The 17,571-nt window shown below is 41.4% G+C and carries 12 protein-coding genes; 11 read left to right on the forward strand and 1 reads right to left on the reverse strand.

Features of this window, described 5'->3' with window-relative positions; all coding sequences use genetic code 11:
• The first annotated feature begins 170 nt into the window (after nt 1-170).
• The 3 genes from ASD24_RS02035 to ASD24_RS02045 all read left to right on the forward strand — a co-directional run bounded on the left by ASD24_RS02035 (nt 171) and on the right by ASD24_RS02045 (nt 5,261).
• The gene (locus tag ASD24_RS02035; RefSeq protein WP_056690754.1) at nt 171-2,948 is read left to right on the forward strand and encodes an alpha-L-rhamnosidase; all 2,778 of its coding nucleotides are present in this window, start codon (nt 171-173) and stop codon (nt 2,946-2,948) included.
• Nucleotides 2,949-2,976: 28 nt separating this feature from the next.
• Nucleotides 2,977-4,176: an MFS transporter gene (locus ASD24_RS02040; RefSeq protein WP_056690758.1), complete on the forward strand. Its 1,200-nt coding sequence runs from the start codon at nt 2,977-2,979 to the stop codon at nt 4,174-4,176.
• 80 nt (nt 4,177-4,256) lie between these two features.
• On the forward strand, nt 4,257-5,261 hold the full coding sequence (locus ASD24_RS02045; RefSeq protein ID WP_056690761.1) for an AraC family transcriptional regulator: 1,005 nt from the start codon (nt 4,257-4,259) through the stop codon (nt 5,259-5,261).
• A gap of 182 nt (nt 5,262-5,443) precedes the next feature.
• Here ASD24_RS02045 and ASD24_RS02050 read toward each other — a convergent pair whose 3' ends face one another.
• Nucleotides 5,444-6,463, reverse strand: coding sequence for a LacI family DNA-binding transcriptional regulator (locus ASD24_RS02050; protein WP_056690764.1), 1,020 nt, complete (start codon nt 6,461-6,463; stop codon nt 5,444-5,446).
• 430 nt (nt 6,464-6,893) lie between these two features.
• Between ASD24_RS02050 and ASD24_RS02055 the strand changes: the two genes are divergently transcribed.
• From ASD24_RS02055 to ASD24_RS02090, 8 genes are all read left to right on the forward strand, one after another.
• On the forward strand, nt 6,894-7,829 hold the full coding sequence (locus ASD24_RS02055; RefSeq protein WP_156395335.1) for an ABC transporter permease: 936 nt from the start codon (nt 6,894-6,896) through the stop codon (nt 7,827-7,829).
• 15 nt (nt 7,830-7,844) lie between these two features.
• Complete coding sequence (locus ASD24_RS02060) at nt 7,845-8,726, forward strand: carbohydrate ABC transporter permease (protein ID WP_056690771.1); 882 nt, start codon at nt 7,845-7,847, stop codon at nt 8,724-8,726.
• Between the two features lie 56 nt (nt 8,727-8,782).
• Nucleotides 8,783-10,390, forward strand: coding sequence for an ABC transporter substrate-binding protein (locus ASD24_RS02065; protein ID WP_056690781.1), 1,608 nt, complete (start codon nt 8,783-8,785; stop codon nt 10,388-10,390).
• 98 nt (nt 10,391-10,488) lie between these two features.
• Nucleotides 10,489-11,967, forward strand: a complete 1,479-nt coding sequence (locus ASD24_RS02070) for a glycoside hydrolase family 32 protein (RefSeq protein WP_056690783.1) — start codon at nt 10,489-10,491, stop codon at nt 11,965-11,967.
• Nucleotides 11,968-11,988: 21 nt separating this feature from the next.
• A complete protein-coding gene (locus ASD24_RS02075) occupies nt 11,989-12,876 on the forward strand; it encodes an ROK family protein (protein ID WP_056690786.1) in 888 nt (295 codons plus the stop codon).
• 336 nt (nt 12,877-13,212) lie between these two features.
• Entirely contained in the window at nt 13,213-14,418 is a 1,206-nt protein-coding gene (locus ASD24_RS02080; RefSeq protein WP_056690788.1) for a sensor histidine kinase, read from the forward strand.
• Between the two features lie 18 nt (nt 14,419-14,436).
• Complete coding sequence (locus ASD24_RS02085) at nt 14,437-15,090, forward strand: response regulator (protein ID WP_056690790.1); 654 nt, start codon at nt 14,437-14,439, stop codon at nt 15,088-15,090.
• 300 nt (nt 15,091-15,390) lie between these two features.
• On the forward strand, nt 15,391-17,562 hold the full coding sequence (locus ASD24_RS02090; RefSeq protein ID WP_056690793.1) for an MMPL family transporter: 2,172 nt from the start codon (nt 15,391-15,393) through the stop codon (nt 17,560-17,562).
• Nucleotides 17,563-17,571: the final 9 nt, after the last annotated feature.

Genomic DNA, 17,571 nt, shown 5'->3' on the forward strand with positions numbered 1-17,571 from the left:
TTTCAATTGGGGCTTACCTAATGGCACATAACGACCAGTTATCACCCTGAACAATAAAAAAGATCTGTAAATCAAGCACTCCTAATACAAGGATACAACATTGACGCTCATTCCTTGAAAGCGTTTAATTATAGTATCAACTTAAAAGGTTTAAGGGGGAGGTCGTCACGATGTTAAAAGTGAAAACGCTTCGATGCGAACATTTCAACAATCCGATTGGGCTGGGTTGCCTGAATCCTAGGTTAAGCTGGCATATCGAATCGGACAACCTGCATGTCATTCAAAAGCGCTTTCAGTTGCAAGTATCATTAAGTGCAGAATTCGAAAATTTACACTGGAATCATTTCACTTACTCGGATCAATCTATTCTTGTTCGCTATGAGGGTCCGCCGTTGGAATCGGGACAACGATATTATTATCGAGTCAAGGTTTGGGCACAAGGAGCAGGCGACGCTGAGCCTGAAGAGTCGGCATGGAGTGAGCCAGCATTTTGGGAAATGGGTCTCTTATACGAACAGGATTGGAAAGCGAAATGGATCACTGTCAGGGAGCGAAGCATTAACAAGGATTTTAATGCACGGTCACCGTTCGCAACTACTAAGAGGTTTGCAATTGAAGGTAAGGTTAACAAAGCTGTCATTTATACAACGAGCCTCGGATTGTATGAATTGAATTTAAATGGACAAAGAGTAGGCGATGCTTACTTTACTCCAGGATGGACGGATTACAACGACCGCGTACAGGTTCAGACCTATGATGTCACCCATCTTATCAATCAGCAACATAATCGTATTACGGCAACTGTAGGTGAAGGCTGGTACAGTGGATATCTAGGATGGCAAAAGCGCAAAGACACGTATGGGGATACGAATGCAATACTGCTTCAAATGAAAATTAGCTATGAAGACGGTCACACCGAGCTGATCTGCTCTGACGCTTCTTGGCAGGAAACGGGATCTGCCATTCTAATGTCCGACATCTATAACGGTGAAATCTATGATGCAAGGCTTGAAATAACGGAAGAAGCAGATGACAAAGTGAACGGACAGAAAATGATGCAAGAGATGCAGTTTCCTTTGAGACATCTGGTTGCCCAAGAGAATGAACCTGTGAAAATCATGAATCGTCTCCACCCTGTTGAACTTATTCACACTCCCAAAGGCGAACGTGTACTTAACTTGGGGCAAAACATGGTGGGATGGGTTGAATTCAAGGTTAAGGCTCCGGCGGGTACCGTGTTGAAACTGGTTCACGGCGAAGTATTGGATCAGGAAGGGAACTTCTATCGGGATAATATTCGAGATGCTGCTCAAGAGATTACGTACATCTGCAGTGGAAACGGTACGGAAACGTATCAACCGCATTTTACGTTCCAAGGCTTTCAATACGTTAAGCTGGAAGGGTTTCCAGAGGGGATCTCCATTGAAGATTTTACTGGGGTTGTCCTGCATTCGGACATGGAGCCGATCGGTGTATTTGAAACGTCCGATGCCAAACTAAACCAACTCCAGCATAACATCGTTTGGGGACAAAAGGGGAATTTCCTTGACGTACCTACGGATTGTCCGCAACGAGATGAGCGGCTAGGCTGGACTGGCGACGCGCAAATTTTTGCGAGAACAGCAAGTTACAATATGAATGCAGCTTCTTTCTTCCGTAAATGGTTAAAGGACTTGGCATTCAACCAAATGGAGGATGGCTCGGTTCCGTTTGTCGTTCCGGATGTACTCAAAGGCGTTTTTGCGGATAACACAGGTAGAACGACAGCGGCATGGGGCGATGCGGCAGTCATTTGTCCATGGACGATCTATCAAAGTTATGGTGATAAACAAATTCTGGCACAACAATACGACAGTATGAAAGCCTGGGTCGATTATATTCGTATTCAAGGGGAAAATGAGTATCTTTGGGATACAGGGCTGCAACTTGGGGATTGGTTAGCTTTGGATAGTGAGGAAGGAAGTTATTTTGGGGCAACAGATGGAACCTTAGTTGCTACGGCTTACTTTGCGTATTCCACGCAGATTGTGGCTCAAACGGCGAAGCTACTGAATAACTATAATGATTTCAAAACATATCAGTTACTACACGAAGGTATTAAAGTGGCTTTTGTCGACCGATATTTTGACGAAACAGGCCGGCTTACATCCAATACACAGACTGCACAGGTCATTGCATTGCATTTTGACTTGGTGCCTGATCAGCATAAAAAGAAAGTTATTCAAGAGCTCGTCCATCTCATTGAAAAGAAACACATGCATCTGGATACCGGTTTTGTCGGCACGCCATATCTTTGTCTGGTTTTATCCGATAATGGCTATGCGGATGTAGCATATAAATTGCTATTCCAGAACGATTACCCCTCATGGCTCTACCAAGTGGAACGGGGAGCAACAACCATGTGGGAGCATTGGGACAGTATCAGAGAAGACGGGTCTTTCTGGAGTACAGCGATGAACTCCTTCAACCACTATTCATACGGTTCAGTCGGTGATTTCATGTATCGGAACATTGCGGGGATTGACCTAATTGAAGCTGGATACAAAAAGTCGCGTATTGCACCCAAACCACCTGTTAATCTAACTTCTGCACGCGGTGAACTTAAAACGCCTTATGGACCACTGAAGGTTCATTGGCAAATTGTGAAGAATGAAATGCAGTTTGAAGTTGATATTCCTCACAATACAACAGCAGAAATCACGCTGCCATGTGTAGCAGAGGTTGAAGAGGTGCAGCGAAGAATCATGGAACATTACCCTTCAATTACCAATCCGCCTGTTAATATTCCTCCTGAATTAGCGGAGAAAATGGGATTAGAAGGTAAGCGGGACATCTTCAATATGAATGAAGAGAAGGGATTAACGTTTACATTGGGTTCTGGGAATTACACATTCCAGTATAATTACGAACATCCAACACGAGTTCCCGTGCATGCATCCAGAAGTTAAATGGCGTAAACTAGAGGAGAGACTTAGCATGAAAACGAAGAATCGTATACTATTCAAGACAGCTTTGTTATCCATTTCTTTGGTTTTGACGTCGGCAAGCGCCGTCTCGGCGATTATTCCGATGATGCTGAACCAGTTGTCGGGCGTATCCAGCTCGCTGATCGAAAGCGTAGTCACAATTCCTTCCTTTACCATGATGCTGTTTGTGTTGCTGAGTGGCCCAATCTCTTCCCGTTTGGGCAAAAAGAATACGGTGATGTTCGGGCTCCTATTGGTGCTAGCTGGCGGAATTTTGCCAATGTTTACAACAAACATCACTTGGATTCTCGCCTTGCGATTGGTGCTTGGGGCTGGGCTGGGTATGTTTAACTCGCTTGCTGTCAGCTTAATAAGCGACTTTTTTGAAGGGGACGAACGAGCTCAACTGGTTGGATTCCAAAGTGCCGTTCAAGGGCTAGGCACCAGTTTCGCGACATTCGTGGCTGGACAGCTCGCCCTGATTGATTGGCAGTTCGCTTTTTTATGTTACGCCATTACGCTACCCATTGCGTTGTTATTTTTCATCGTTGTGCCTGAACCAGAACGCGATAACAATTTGTTACTTCCTTCAACAGAAACAGACTCCAGAAGAGGCGGAGTATCGTTGCCTGTTCTTGGATTAAGTGCCGTCCTGTTTATGTTTATGACGTTTATTATGATCGTTTATACCAAAACGGGCATTATGATTAGTGAAAAAAACATGTCGAATGCCGAATTTTTAGGCACCGCATTAACCTTGTTTTCGTTGTCGTCTATGGTCGCCGGATTTTTATTCGGAAAAATATATACTTGGTTCAGAAACTTTGCTCCTTTTGTTTCAAGTCTCTTGACGGCTGCAGGTTTTGTACTGCTATGGTTATCACAGAGCGTAACTATGGTAACGATCGCCATGCTGATCATCGGGTTTAGCTTTGCGCTGTTTATCCCTTATATTTTTACGACATTGACTAAAATTGTACCTAAAGGCAGCGAAACGATTTCGATATCAATTGCTATGGTGGGCTCCAATTTGGGTGCGTTTGCATCTCCTTATGTCATCAAAGTAGTGGGTACATTATTTGGCGATGCTTCTGCATCATTTTCATTCCTTGTATCCTCCATCCTGTTTACGGTAGCTGCGTTTATCTGTCTCGGAATTGCTATCAAAGGAAAGACAGGACGAGATCAGGCGGCAATACTAGAGGGATAATAGTTCTCTGAGACCGTTATCTATCACGGGCAGTTCGCTGCCCGTTTTTTCCATTATCAAGTAAGGGGGAGGCGGGATTCATGGATCTTCAAGAGCTGGATCGGTTGCTACGAACCAAAACGGAAATTGAACGGACACAACAACGGAACAATGAGGTAATTAACGATCTTTCAATTGAATCCGAAGATGAACGATATTTTGATACGCAGAGGAATATATATCGCATGCCTGCCTCGTTTTTCTTTGACAAACATGATATCTATATTAAAAAGCATAATCGTTTTGCTCCGATGCTGGAACACATGCATGAATTTATAGAGTTGAACTATGTTTATTCGGGAAGATGTCATCAGATTATAGCAGGAAAGGAAACTCAGCTCGACGAAGGCCAGATATGCGTGCTGGACAAGGATGTTCCTCATAGCATCGCTCCGCTGGGTGAGAACGATATACTTATTAATATTTTGTTGCAAAGGGAAACGATCTCTTCTCTGTTTCTACAGCGTCTGTCGAAGAAAAAAAGCTTAATCGGCGAATTTCTGGCTAACTCAGTGCTCCAGCATCAGCATCATGACCATTTTATTATTTTCAAATCTCAGGATCACGGAAACCTGCAATACATTCTGCGAAGAATACTGATGGAATACTATTCAGAGCAAACCGATTCGATGGAAATGGTGAGAGCATATATGCAGATCGTGTTCGGGGAATTGGTTCGTGTCCTTGAAAGTGAACACAACATTCATCTAAATGAGCAGGAGAATAAAATTACGGACATATTAAACTATATGGAAGAGCATTACAGAGATCTAAGTTTACAGCAATTATCCGATCAGTTCAGTTATAACAGCACCTACTTGAGTAATAAGTTAAAAAAGGTAACCGGGCTAACTTATACACAGCTGATTGCCAACATCAGATTGAATGCAGCGTATTCGCTGGTAGTGAATACTCAACTGCCATTTGAATCGATATTTAAGCAGGTGGGCTACGAGAGTATGAGTTTCTTCTATAAAAAGTTTAAACAAGTATACGGAGCAACCCCGCAAAACATACGCAACAACCCTTTGGGGACAAATGATTAACTTGCAATGAAGGTTGGAGAAGGCCGTGGAGTGGTGTAATCACATGATATACAACAAATTAATCTAGCAGAGTACCTGTACTTGCTCTGAATTTGAATTCTAACATATAAATAACCAGCATTAGAGCCCTAGGCTTCATGCTGGTTATTTATGGTTCTTAGAGATAACTACTTCAGACGGAACTACCTTAATATTGGTTTAGTAACAATATGTGAAATCTGATAAGGTTGTGCAGGATTGTCAATCCGTGATAGTAGCATCTCAGCAGCTTTAATCCCCATCTCATTACTGTAAATATGAACTGTCGAAAACGGAGGATCAATAATTCTTGATTCAGGTGCGTTATCGAATCCATACACAACAACATCTTGTGGAATTGCCAATCCTTTTGATCTCAATGCTCTGATGATTTCCACTGCGATAAAGTCATTAGCACATACATATGCCGAAGGAAGGGAATTGAGGGCTACTACGTGTTCTTTTAGCCAATTAGGTTTGGAGAAAAATAATTTATCATTATCTGTTATACAGTAGGAAGGATTAACCTGTACATCCGACTCCAACATCGCCCGATTAAACCCAATCCATCGTTCATTAAAACTTTTACAGTGATTGTAGTCACCGGCGAATCCGATATTTTTGTAGCCAGAATCAATTAAGTTTTTGGTTAACTTATAGGTACTATGTTCGTTCTCCATAAGTAGAAGATCAGCTTGGAAATCGGGATAAGATATGTTGGACGCACAGTCAATGAAGATCGTGGGAATCCCCAGTTCTGTAATCAAGCGCGTGTATTCAATATCAAATAACTCAATGCAAATAATTCCATCCACTTTTGATATATCAAAATTGTTAGGAAGCTCATGGACGTCCTTATCAACTTCACGGACGATATGTATCGAGAGATTATACCCCTCAGAACTTATTCTTTTCTCCAGACCACTGATTAACAACGATCCAAAATGAGAAGTATTCGGAAGATTCTCCGTTAATAGCGCAATGTTACCTGGCGTTTTACTAAGAATATGTTCATTTTCCATATAAGCAAATTGTTTATATTTCAATTCGATGGCCTTCTTAACTACTCGATTCTTTGTCTCTTCTGGAATGTTTCCGCTATCATTTAGTGCCTTGGAAGCTGTATTTCTGGAGATGCCTAGAGCATCGGCAATGTCCTGTATAGTAACTTTTTCTTTTGTCATCTCATGTACACCTCTATTAATCAAATGAATAATCTAATAATTCTCTAAGTCAAATGTATAGTATATTGAAACAAATAGCAATTGTTAGTTTACAAATGTAAAAATTAATCAAACATTTGTAATTTGAAAATTTTTATGGCTTCTTAGTGTATTTCAACATATATAAAATGTATTCTATTAATTAGAGTGCTATAAAGTAAAGAAAATTGGTTTTTGCACAGGGGATTGTATATTTTTAATCAAAAAAAATGATTCATTTGCACAATTTAATTTTACATTTTGTATTGACTTATTGACACTATACCTGATAAATTGAAACATATCATTTGAGCAATTGTAAAAAAATGAAAGCCCTTACTGTGAGCAAATGTGAATTTCATCGAAGAACGGAGGTAATGTGTTGGATAACACAGTGAACACCAAAAAGAGGATGGAAAGTGGCTTCAAAGAGAGGAGTTCCATTCTTTATCATTTGCAGCAGCTCAAAAAGAATTACTTTTTGTATGTATTGCTAGCGCCAGCTCTCATCCTGACTCTGATCTTCAAATACATTCCGATGTATGGAGCCATAATTGCATTCAAAGATTTCAGCCCGATCAAGGGAATCATGGGGAGTGATTGGGTAGGCTTGAAGCATTTCGAGAAGTTTCTTGCTTCACCTAATTTCGATGTCATCTTTCTGAATACGCTTAAGCTCAGTTTTTTTTGGTTGATTTTCAGCTTTCCAGTACCCATTTTACTTGCACTTATGCTTAATCAAGTGCGCAAAGCAGGAGTGAAGAAGAACATTCAATTGTTTCTGTATGCTCCTAACTTCATTTCGGTAGTCGTCGTTGTGGGAATGCTGTTCATTTTCTTGTCGCCTACAGGTCCAGTTAATCAGTTGACCACATGGATTACTGGGCAGCCAATTATGTTTATGTCTGAACCCGAGTACTTCCGTTGGATTTACATTTTATCTGATATTTGGACTGGAGCAGGATGGGCTTCAATTATTTACGTTGCAGCTTTGGCTAATGTCGATCCTGAGCTTCACAATGCAGCCAATCTGGATGGAGCTAATCTTCTTCAGCGTATTCGGCACATTGACCTTCCAACGATTCGTCCAATTATGGCGATTGTATTTATTCTTGCTGCTGGTGGAATCATGTCCATCGGATTCGAAAAGGCATACCTGATGCAAACATCTATGAATCTCCCATCCTCCGAAATTATTGCAACCTATGTATACAAAGTTGGATTACAGTCTGGTGATTACGCTTATTCTGCGGCAGTAGGACTGTTTAACTCGATTATTAATGTAATTTTGCTCGTTACTGTGAATCTGATTGTGAAGAAATTAAACGAAGGCGAAGGGCTTTATTAGAAAGGGGGGTTATTCATGACTATCAAATCGACGGGGCTAGATCGTTTCATTCTTGTACTAAATGCTATCTTCCTCACCTGTGCCGTTCTGGTAGTGGTTGTTCCACTGTTATATATTGTTATCGCTTCATTTATGGATCCAACGGTACTACTTAATCAGGGATTATCCTTCAATGTATCCGACTGGAGTCTTGATGGTTATCAGATGATATTGTCTAATCCAGCGATGATTCGAGGTTTTGTGAATGCAGTATTATATTCTGTTTCGTTTGCCTTCGTAACCGTGGCGGTTTCAATCTGTGCAGGCTATGCATTATCGGAGGATAGGCTGGCTGGCAGAGGGATTTTCATGATTTTGTTTATCATTACGATGTTCTTTGGTGGTGGGTTGATTCCTACCTATCTACTAGTGCGTAACCTCGGCATGCTGGATACCATATGGGCTATCATCCTCCCTGGAGCAATCAACGTTTGGAACATCATTCTTTCCAGAACTTTTTTCAAAGGTGTGCCCAGAGAACTTAAAGAAGCGGCGAACGTGGACGGTGCTTCAGATATGAAGATATTTTTTAAGATCGTCATTCCACTGTCCAAACCAATCATTTTTGTCCTTGCATTGTACGCGTTCGTAGGGCAGTGGAATTCTTATTTTGATGCCATGATTTATTTGGATAATCCGAATCTTCATCCATTGCAGCTAGTATTGCGTTCAATTCTGATCCAAAACCAGGCTGCACCTGGCATGATCAGCGATCAGCTTGCGATGGCTGAGTTGAAACGTCTCTCTGAGATGATTAAATATTCAGCGATTGTTATTTCAAGTTTACCGCTTATTATTATGTATCCATTTTTTCAAAAGTACTTTGAAAAAGGTGTCATGGTAGGTTCACTCAAATAGTGAACAACCTGAGATACATTATGTTGGATTTAACAATATAAATTGGAGGTCACATCATGAAAAAAGTGGAAAAGTCCAAAAAAACGTTAAAATCTTTATCCCTTTCTATGTTGTCTGCTGTGTTTTTGCTCTCAGCCTGCAGTAGTGGAGGGGGCGGTGCAGCAAGCGAAGCACAGTCTCCTGATGGGAAAGTGACATTGAATTTTATTACGCAGAGTTCGCCGCTAGCCCCGGCAGATCCGAACGACAAACTGATTAATAAGAGATTAGAAGAGAAGACTAACGTGCACATCAATTGGAAGAATTATACCAGCGATGTATTTGCAGAGAAAAGAAATCTGGCCGTTGCAAGTGGGGATTTACCTGATGCCATTTTTGACGCTGGTTATGGGGATTATGATCTCCTGAAACTCGCCAAAGACGGTGCGATTATTCCACTCGAAGACTTAATCGAACAGTATATGCCTAATTTACAAAAGGTGTTGAAGGAAGCTCCTGAATATAAGAGCATGATTACCGCTCCGGATGGACATATTTACTCTTTTCCATGGATTGAAGAGCTTGGAAGTGGAAAACAGCGGATACAATCGGTGGATAATTTACCTTGGATCAATGTTGAATGGCTGAACAACCTTGGACTTAAGATGCCGACGACTACTGAGGAGTTAAAGGAAGTTCTGATAGCATTCAAAACGCAGGATCCAAATGGGAACGGCAAAGCTGATGAGATTCCTTTATCGTTTATAAACAAACCAGGTGGTGAAGATCTGACATTTCTCTTTGCGGCATTTGGACTTGGAGAGAACTGGGATCATACCGTTGTGACGAATGATGGCAAGGTAGTGTTTACTGCAGCGGATGAAGGGTACAAGGAGGCGGTAAAGTATATCCATGAACTTGTACAGGAAGATCTAATAGATATAGAAGCATATCAACAGGATTGGAACACATATCTGGCTAAAGGCAAAGACAACAAATATGGTATGTATTTTACTTGGGATAAGGCCAATATCACGGGAATGAATGAAACATATGATGTTTTGCCTCCGCTCGCTGGCCCTAATGGTGAGCGCAACGTCACAAGAACGAATGGAATTGGACTTGACAGAGGGCGTATGGTGATCACCAGTAGTAATAAAAATCTGGAATCAACAGCGAAATGGGTAGATCAATTGTACGAACCACTTCAATCGATTCAGAACAACTGGGGAACGTACGGGGATGAAACGCAACAGAATATTTTTGAATTCGATGAAGCCAAAGGTATGCTGAAGCACATGCCGCTGGAAGGAGCTGCTCCTGTCGAGCTTAGACAAAAAACGAGTATTGCCGGACCACTAGCGATTCTAGATAGCTACTATGACAAATACACAACCAAACCGGAGGATGCTGCGTGGCGTATGAATCTTCTTGATCAGGTGATGGTTCCACATATGAAGGCAGATAATGTATATCCAAGCGTGTTTTTCTCAATCGATGAGCTCGACCGATTATCAACCATTGAGACCGATCTGTTTGCATATGTATTGCGCTTACGCACAGAATGGTATCAAAACGGAAAAATTGAGCAGGAGTGGGATACCTATCTGAAAGAGCTGGATCGACTTGGATTACAAGAATGGCTAGAAATTAAACAAGCGGGATATGACCGCAATACACAATAAAATAAAAGAGATGCGGATGTCGTACCATTCTATTGCATTAATAGGTTGAGGTAACAATATCTCAGGCATACCGTTTGACAAAAAAGGAGAGAACCATTATGTCTACGATTTTAACAAACGATTATAGAAGTAACTATCATTTTTCACCTCGCGAAAATTGGATGAACGATCCCAATGGCATGGTGTTTTTTAAAGGGGAATACCACTTGTTCTATCAGTATCATCCGTTTGGCACAACGTGGGGACCGATGCATTGGGGACACGCTGTGACCAAGGATCTAATTACTTGGGAAGAACTCCCTGTAGCTATTGCGCCTGATGAACACGGTACGATCTTTTCCGGTAGTGCTGTAGTGGATTGGAATAATACTTCCGGGTTCTTTGATGGTGAGCCAGGACTGGTGGCGATATTCACTCATCACCTGGAAGTACCTAATGAGCAACCGGTTCAACGTCAGAGCCTTGCGTATAGTCAGGACAAGGGTCGTACATGGAATAAATATGAGGGGAACCCGGTATTGGGGCATGAATCTATAGTGGACTTTCGTGATCCCAAAGTGTTCTGGCATGAGTATAGCAAGCACTGGATCATGATAATTGCCTGTGGACAGACGGTATGCCTGTATCGATCTCCCAATCTAAAAGAATGGACTTTATGCAGTGAATTTGGGGAAGGAATCGGTTCACATGATGGCGTATGGGAATGTCCCGACCTGTTCCCGCTAGCAGTCGATAACGACACTCAAACAGAAAAATGGGTCATGATTGTCAGCATAGGGGCTGACCCTGCTTTCAAGGAAGGTTCCCGTACGCAGTACTTTATCGGAGATTTTGATGGATCGACATTCGTAGCTGATGAAAATTCCCGGTTTGTTCGTTGGCTTGACCATGGACGGGACAACTACGCGGGAGTCAGTTGGTCAGATATTCCGCAAGAAGACGGCAGACGTTTGTTCATGGGCTGGATGAGCAATTGGATGTATGCCAACCATACACCGACAGAAAGCTATCGAGGTGCCATGACAATCGCACGGGAACTGAGTTTAGAGACAATTGACGGTAAAGTTACATTGATTCAACGTCCTGCACGTGAACTGGAACAAGCCCGAATACCGTTAATTTCGCTACAGAACGTTTCTGTTAGCGAAGCTAATAGTCACCTTAAGTCATTGCAGCTTCTGAGTTATGAAATTGTTGCAAAATGGGATTCTGATCAATCTGTTCATTTTACTTTGAGAAATAGCTCAGATCAACAAACGGTCGTTGGTCTAGATCCTAATCAGCAGGAAGTTTATGTCGATCGAAGAAGATCAGGAATTGTTAACTTTCACGAGCATTTTCTTGGAATTCATACAGCCAATTTTCACGCTAGACGTGGAGAACAGCAATTGCAGATTTATGTAGATTCTTCTTCTGTTGAGGTTTTTGCTAACGATGGTGAGGCCGTTCTTACGGATCTGATCTATCCAGATGTAGATGCGAATCGAATATCAATTGCAGCTGACAATGAGAGCTTGATCTTATCATCTCTTCATATCTACGAATTGTCTCCTGAAAAGGTCAATGTCAATGAATAATAAAAATAAGGGGACGGGTAGATGCGTATAGGTGCTATAGAAGCAGGTGGGACGAAATTTGTATGTGGAGTGGGCGATGTGCAAGGGCACATTGAAGACTGGTGCAGTTTTCCCACAGAATACCCTGAGGCCACACTCACTAAGGTCATAGACTACTTCAATGATAAAAAAGTTTCTGCATTAGGGATTGGTTCCTTTGGTCCAATTGACTTGCAAGTGGATAGCCCCACATATGGTTATATTACAACAACACCCAAACCCGGATGGGAGAACTGTAATGTGGTTGGGATTATACAGAGTTCATTCAATGTTCCCGTCCGTTGGGATACGGATGTTAATGCAGCGGCACTTGGTGAATTAACATGGGGAGCGGCGCAGGGACTGAACAACTGCGTTTATTATACGATTGGCACGGGCGTTGGTATCGGATTGATCGCCGGAGGAAAAGGGATGCATGGATTGTTGCATCCAGAGGGTGGCCATATCCGAACAAGACGGCACCCGCAGGATACTTATGCTGGATTATGCACGTATCATGGCGATTGTTTAGAGGGATTAGCATCGGGGCCGGCTATTCAAGGGCGTTGGCAAGAACCCGGTAGCTCGCTACCAGTAGGTCATTTGGCTTGGGAAATCGAATCTTTCTATATCGCAGAGTCCATTACAACAACTATCTTGTTAACTTCGCCTCAGAAGGTAATCTTGGGCGGTGGAGTCATGCAACAAACACATCTGTTTCCAATGATTCGAGAGCAGGTTTTACAAAATCTCAACGGTTATGTGAATGCTTCTGAGCTGTTGCACAATATCGATCAGTACATTGTTCCACCAGGCTTGGGACAACAAGCAGGATTATACGGGGCACTTGCCCTGGGCATTGAAGCATATAAACGAACGATCAACGAGTGATCGATGTGCTCATAAACGAGTGGTCTACAAAATCCAGGTAGACAACTAATAAAAAGTCGTTAAGTTGATTACATCCCCTTGTGGTAAGCAAGATAAGAGAGACATCTGTTAAGATGAACTCAATCTTGCCTATTGAAGGGGATTTTTTCTGCTCAAAAACGAATATACCTCCATTAGTACTTTATAGTTTTGAGATTAGTGTCGGCTCGACTGGTCGTTGAGTAATAATTATTCTTCAAAAATTCATGGAATTGCCCAAACGGACATGTACCTAAGTACATACATTCACTGACAATTCATTATATAATTATGGAATGATATTAGTGAGGTGAACCAATGAGTAAATCAGTTGAACAGTCAAGTTTTTTGAATTCGGGAATGGCTAACGATGAAGATAAAATTGCTTCTACACGGATACCAGTCATTGTCTGGGTAATAATTGTATCCATTATTACTATTGTATGGCAAACGATGTCGACTCCGATATTGCTGCAAAGTGTTATTTTTGGAATAGTTATGTTACTACATATATATTTATACTGGCGTGTTAATCAAATCATCAGACATTCCAGATCAATTTATGTGGTAATCCAGGGGATGTTGATTTTTGGAAGTGCGATGTTAATGTCAGATGGTTTTCCTGCCGTCTTGATTGGTTTAATCCCTGTATTAATTGGGCAAACAATAACGATTTTTTATGAAACAGCTAAAGTAGTACTCATTGCTTTGTGTTTATATTTCTGTTTTATTATGAATATATACTTACTAAAAGGTGCAGAAGAGTTAGCTGTACTCATTCCTCTTCTGTTACTTATGATAATTGTAGTAGTGGCATACGCTGTTCTGTTTTATAGGCAGGTCAACGCAAGATTCAGAACACAAACTTTTTTATTAGATTTGGAACTCGCTCATCAGAAGGTTGAGGAACTTACGCTTGCTAATGAACGACAGAGGATTGCCAGAGATTTGCATGATACACTTGCTCAGGGTTTAGCAGGAGTCATTATGCAGTTAGAAGCTGTCGATGCCCATCTAGGCAAAGGAAGAACCGAACGTGCTCACGAGATTATTATTAATTCTATGGGACAAGCTAGAGAGACGTTGGCTGATGCTAGAAAAGCAATAGATAATTTAAGAAGCAGGGCTACTCCTTCGATTGATTTTAGTGATGCTGTGAATGATACAATTGATCGTTTTGTTATAGCAACGGGTATTAAGACCGATATCACTTGTGAAATTAATAGGCCTATATCTGGCTTTAAAATGGAACACATTCTTCATATTGTGAGTGAATCACTTATGAATGTAGCACGACACGCACAGGCAAATAAGGTTCGAATTATTATTGAGGAAAACAGGAAAGATGAACTCCGTGTATGTATTCAAGATAACGGAAGAGGATTTAATGTTGAGAAGATTGGTAAGCAGTCAGGTCATTATGGACTAATAGGGATTCATGAACGTGCCCGTTTAATCGGGGGACAAATTCAAATTGAAAGCCAAAATCAGGGGACAGTCATTAAGCTAATTCTACCCTTGTAGCTTAGGAGGTAACAGTAAATGAAAAGTTCAGTTTTAATTGTTGATGATCATTGGGTTGTAAGAGAAGGCCTCAAGTTAATCTTAGAAACGAATGATCAATTTTCTGTTGCAGGTGAAGCAGAAGAAGGTATAGCAGCTTTGCAGCTCATGGAGGATCTAAAACCAGATGTTATTTTACTTGATCTAAATATGCCTGGTGGTCTAGGCGGGCTTGATACGTTGAAGAAGATGCATGAAAAACAAATTCAGATTCCAGTGATTATCTTGACTACATACAATGAGGATGACCTGATGATCAACGGTCTGGCTCTTGGTGCGAAAGGATATCTTCTTAAAGATACAAGTCGGGAAAATTTATTCCGTACTTTAGAATCTGCACTCCGTGGTGAAACATTGTTACAACCTGAGGTAACGGCACGTGTATTTTCATTCAGAGAAAGAGAAACCGTTGTCAATGTCAAATTAGAGAGCAATACCCTGCTAACAGAGAAAGAATTAATAATTCTCCAAGCCGTTGCACGTGGGCTGCGCAGCAAGGAAATTGCCTTTGATATGGGAGTGACAGAAAGAACAATTAAAGCTCATCTTACAAATATTTATAATAAACTAGGGGTTGATTCACGATCTGAGGCTGTTGCTGTCTCCGTGGAAAAAGGAATTCTTCACTTATAATTTCACATCGTATTGTATTGAACTTAACAGCGTGCCTCATGAGCCAGTTACGAGGTAGCGCTGTTTTTTTATATCTAGGCTTGCTAAGAGGAAAATCGCTGATAGGTTTTCAAAGTGAAAATCGGCTGTGATTTTTGAATGAATACTGTACTCAACATTCCCTCTCGTTCTTCCCGAAAGTACATTGGCATTGTGCCCTTTTGTACGATTCATTAATTGTTATTCCAAGTTAAGATGAATGCATGAGCTCGTCATTAAGACAACTCAAGATATGGGAATTGAGAGGAGAATTTATTACACATGGCAAAATTATTATTCCGACTAGGCGAATGGTCGGTTAGAAAAAGTAAGATGATCATTATAGGAGGCATTGTTTTATTGATCTTACTTGCTTCCATTGGTTTAGGAAAGGGTCCTTCCTTCACTGGTTCAATGACCATTCCAGGAACTAAATCTGAACAAGCAGCAGATGTACTAAAGGCGGAATTTCCCCCCTCAGCAGACGAAGGACAAATTAGATTGGTCTTTAAGGTAAAGCAAGGTACCTTGGAAACGCCAGCTAATAAAAATTTGATTAATAAAGCACTAAAGAATATGGAAACAGATTCTGCGGTAAAATCCTTCCTTAGTCCTTATGATGGCTATACATTAAGCGAGGATAAAAAAATTGGTTATGCAGATGTCACTTACAAGTTACCTGCAGCAGAAGTAACCGAAAAATCCAAAGAACATGCACTTAAAGTTGCAAATTCCTTGAATGATAAAGGTATCCAAACAGAACTTGCTGGTAGTGTTGCCCTGTCCGAACTTGAAGTTGGAGGTACATCAGAGGTCATTGGGATCTTGATTGCTTTCATGATTTTGGCATTCACATTCACCTCATTTCTTGCAGCTGGTCTGCCGATTCTGACTGCTGTAATCGGACTGGGAATTGGACTTATGACGATTATTATAGGTTCGAATTTTGTGTCGATGTCCTCATTCTCCATTACACTTGCAGTGATGCTTGCACTCGCTGTAGGCATTGATTATGCCCTGTTCATCATGTCGAGATATCGCCAGCAGCTTGCAGAAGGATTCGAACGCCATGTAGCAATAGCTCAGGCTAATGCAACTGCAGGTAGCTCTGTCGTATTTGCTGGTCTAACAGTAATCATTGCGCTTGTGGGTTTGTCGGTTGTGCAAATTCCGTTTATTACGACGATGGGGCTAGCAGCTGCAGTAAGTGTTTTTGTCGCAGTTATCATTGCTGTAGTGTTTGTACCTGCAGTACTCGCAGCGGCAGGAGAACGAATCAACCCTGCACGTGAGAACAAATGGCTTCGCAAATGGTCAGGAAGCAAGAAGAAACATAAATCCGAAAATTTTTGGGGCAAAGTTGTAACAAGAAAACCGTGGTTGACGACCATTTTATGTATTGTTATTTTAACGGTTTGCACACTTCCGTTCATGCATATGCAGCTTGGTTTACCTGATAATGGTCTAAAGTCAACTGAAACAACAGAGCGCCGTGGATATGATCTGCTTGCAGAAGGATTCGGTGAAGGGTTTAATGGCCCTCTAATTATTGTTGCCAAGGCAGCTGGGAGCTCTGATCCTCAGGCTGATATTGCCAAATCTACTGCATTTATTGAGAAGCTAAAAGGTGTAGCTAGTGTGAGCCCGATTATTCCAAGTCCTTCGGGTAATGCAGCCATTATCAATGTGCTACCTAAAACAGGTCCGCATGATATTCGTACTACAGAACTTGTAAAGTCCATTCGGAATCAAGCAGATACAATCTTTAAAGAGGATAAAGTTCAAGTTCTTATTACTGGAACCACTTCCGTTAACATTGATATTTCAGAGAAACTGTCTGAAGCCTTGCCTAAATTTGCCTTATTAATCGTTGGACTTGCATTTGTATTGTTGATGATGGTATTCCGCTCCATCTTGGTTCCAATCAAAGCTGTCCTTGGATTCCTCTTTACCCTGGGTGCTACACTTGGTTTTGTTGTGTGGGTCATTCAGGATGGCTATTTGGGTAGTCTATTCGGAATTCCAGAACCTGGGCCTGTCTTAAACTTCCTGCCGATTTTGATTACGGGTATCCTGTTCGGTCTTGCGATGGACTATGAGGTATTCCTTGTGAGTCGTATGCGTGAGGATTACAACCACTCTGGAGATGCACTTAAATCTGTCAAAAGTGGTATGACTCACAGCGGGCCAGTCGTTACCGCAGCTGGACTTATCATGATTGCTGTCTTTGCCAGCTTCATATTCGCAGAAGACACCATTATAAAATCAATGGGACTTGCTCTAGCTTTCGGTATATTGATTGATGCCTTCATTGTTCGAATGACACTGGTTCCAGCGATTATGACGATCCTGGGTCGGAGTGCATGGTATTTGCCGAAATGGTTAAATCGAATCTTGCCGAATATTGATGTTGAGGGAGAGTCGGTAATGAATAACCAGAAGAAATCGGAATAAGGAGGAAGG

It is taken from the genome of Paenibacillus sp. Root52 (assembly GCF_001426865.1).
GTDB lineage: Bacteria > Bacillota > Bacilli > Paenibacillales > Paenibacillaceae > Paenibacillus.

Excerpts from the sequence above, each read along its gene's own strand:
- ASD24_RS02035 (WP_056690754.1), top strand. The coding sequence starts at position 171 with ATGTTAAAAGTGAAAACGCTTCGATGCGAACATTTCAACAATCCGATT.
- ASD24_RS02040 (WP_056690758.1), top strand. The coding sequence starts at position 2,977 with ATGAAAACGAAGAATCGTATACTATTCAAGACAGCTTTGTTATCCATT.
- ASD24_RS02045 (WP_056690761.1), top strand. The coding sequence starts at position 4,257 with ATGGATCTTCAAGAGCTGGATCGGTTGCTACGAACCAAAACGGAAATT.
- ASD24_RS02050 (WP_056690764.1), bottom strand. The coding sequence starts at position 6,463 with ATGACAAAAGAAAAAGTTACTATACAGGACATTGCCGATGCTCTAGGC.
- ASD24_RS02055 (WP_156395335.1), top strand. The coding sequence starts at position 6,894 with ATGGAAAGTGGCTTCAAAGAGAGGAGTTCCATTCTTTATCATTTGCAG.
- ASD24_RS02060 (WP_056690771.1), top strand. The coding sequence starts at position 7,845 with ATGACTATCAAATCGACGGGGCTAGATCGTTTCATTCTTGTACTAAAT.
- ASD24_RS02065 (WP_056690781.1), top strand. The coding sequence starts at position 8,783 with ATGAAAAAAGTGGAAAAGTCCAAAAAAACGTTAAAATCTTTATCCCTT.
- ASD24_RS02070 (WP_056690783.1), top strand. The coding sequence starts at position 10,489 with ATGTCTACGATTTTAACAAACGATTATAGAAGTAACTATCATTTTTCA.
- ASD24_RS02075 (WP_056690786.1), top strand. The coding sequence starts at position 11,989 with ATGCGTATAGGTGCTATAGAAGCAGGTGGGACGAAATTTGTATGTGGA.
- ASD24_RS02080 (WP_056690788.1), top strand. The coding sequence starts at position 13,213 with ATGAGTAAATCAGTTGAACAGTCAAGTTTTTTGAATTCGGGAATGGCT.
- ASD24_RS02085 (WP_056690790.1), top strand. The coding sequence starts at position 14,437 with ATGAAAAGTTCAGTTTTAATTGTTGATGATCATTGGGTTGTAAGAGAA.
- ASD24_RS02090 (WP_056690793.1), top strand. The coding sequence starts at position 15,391 with ATGGCAAAATTATTATTCCGACTAGGCGAATGGTCGGTTAGAAAAAGT.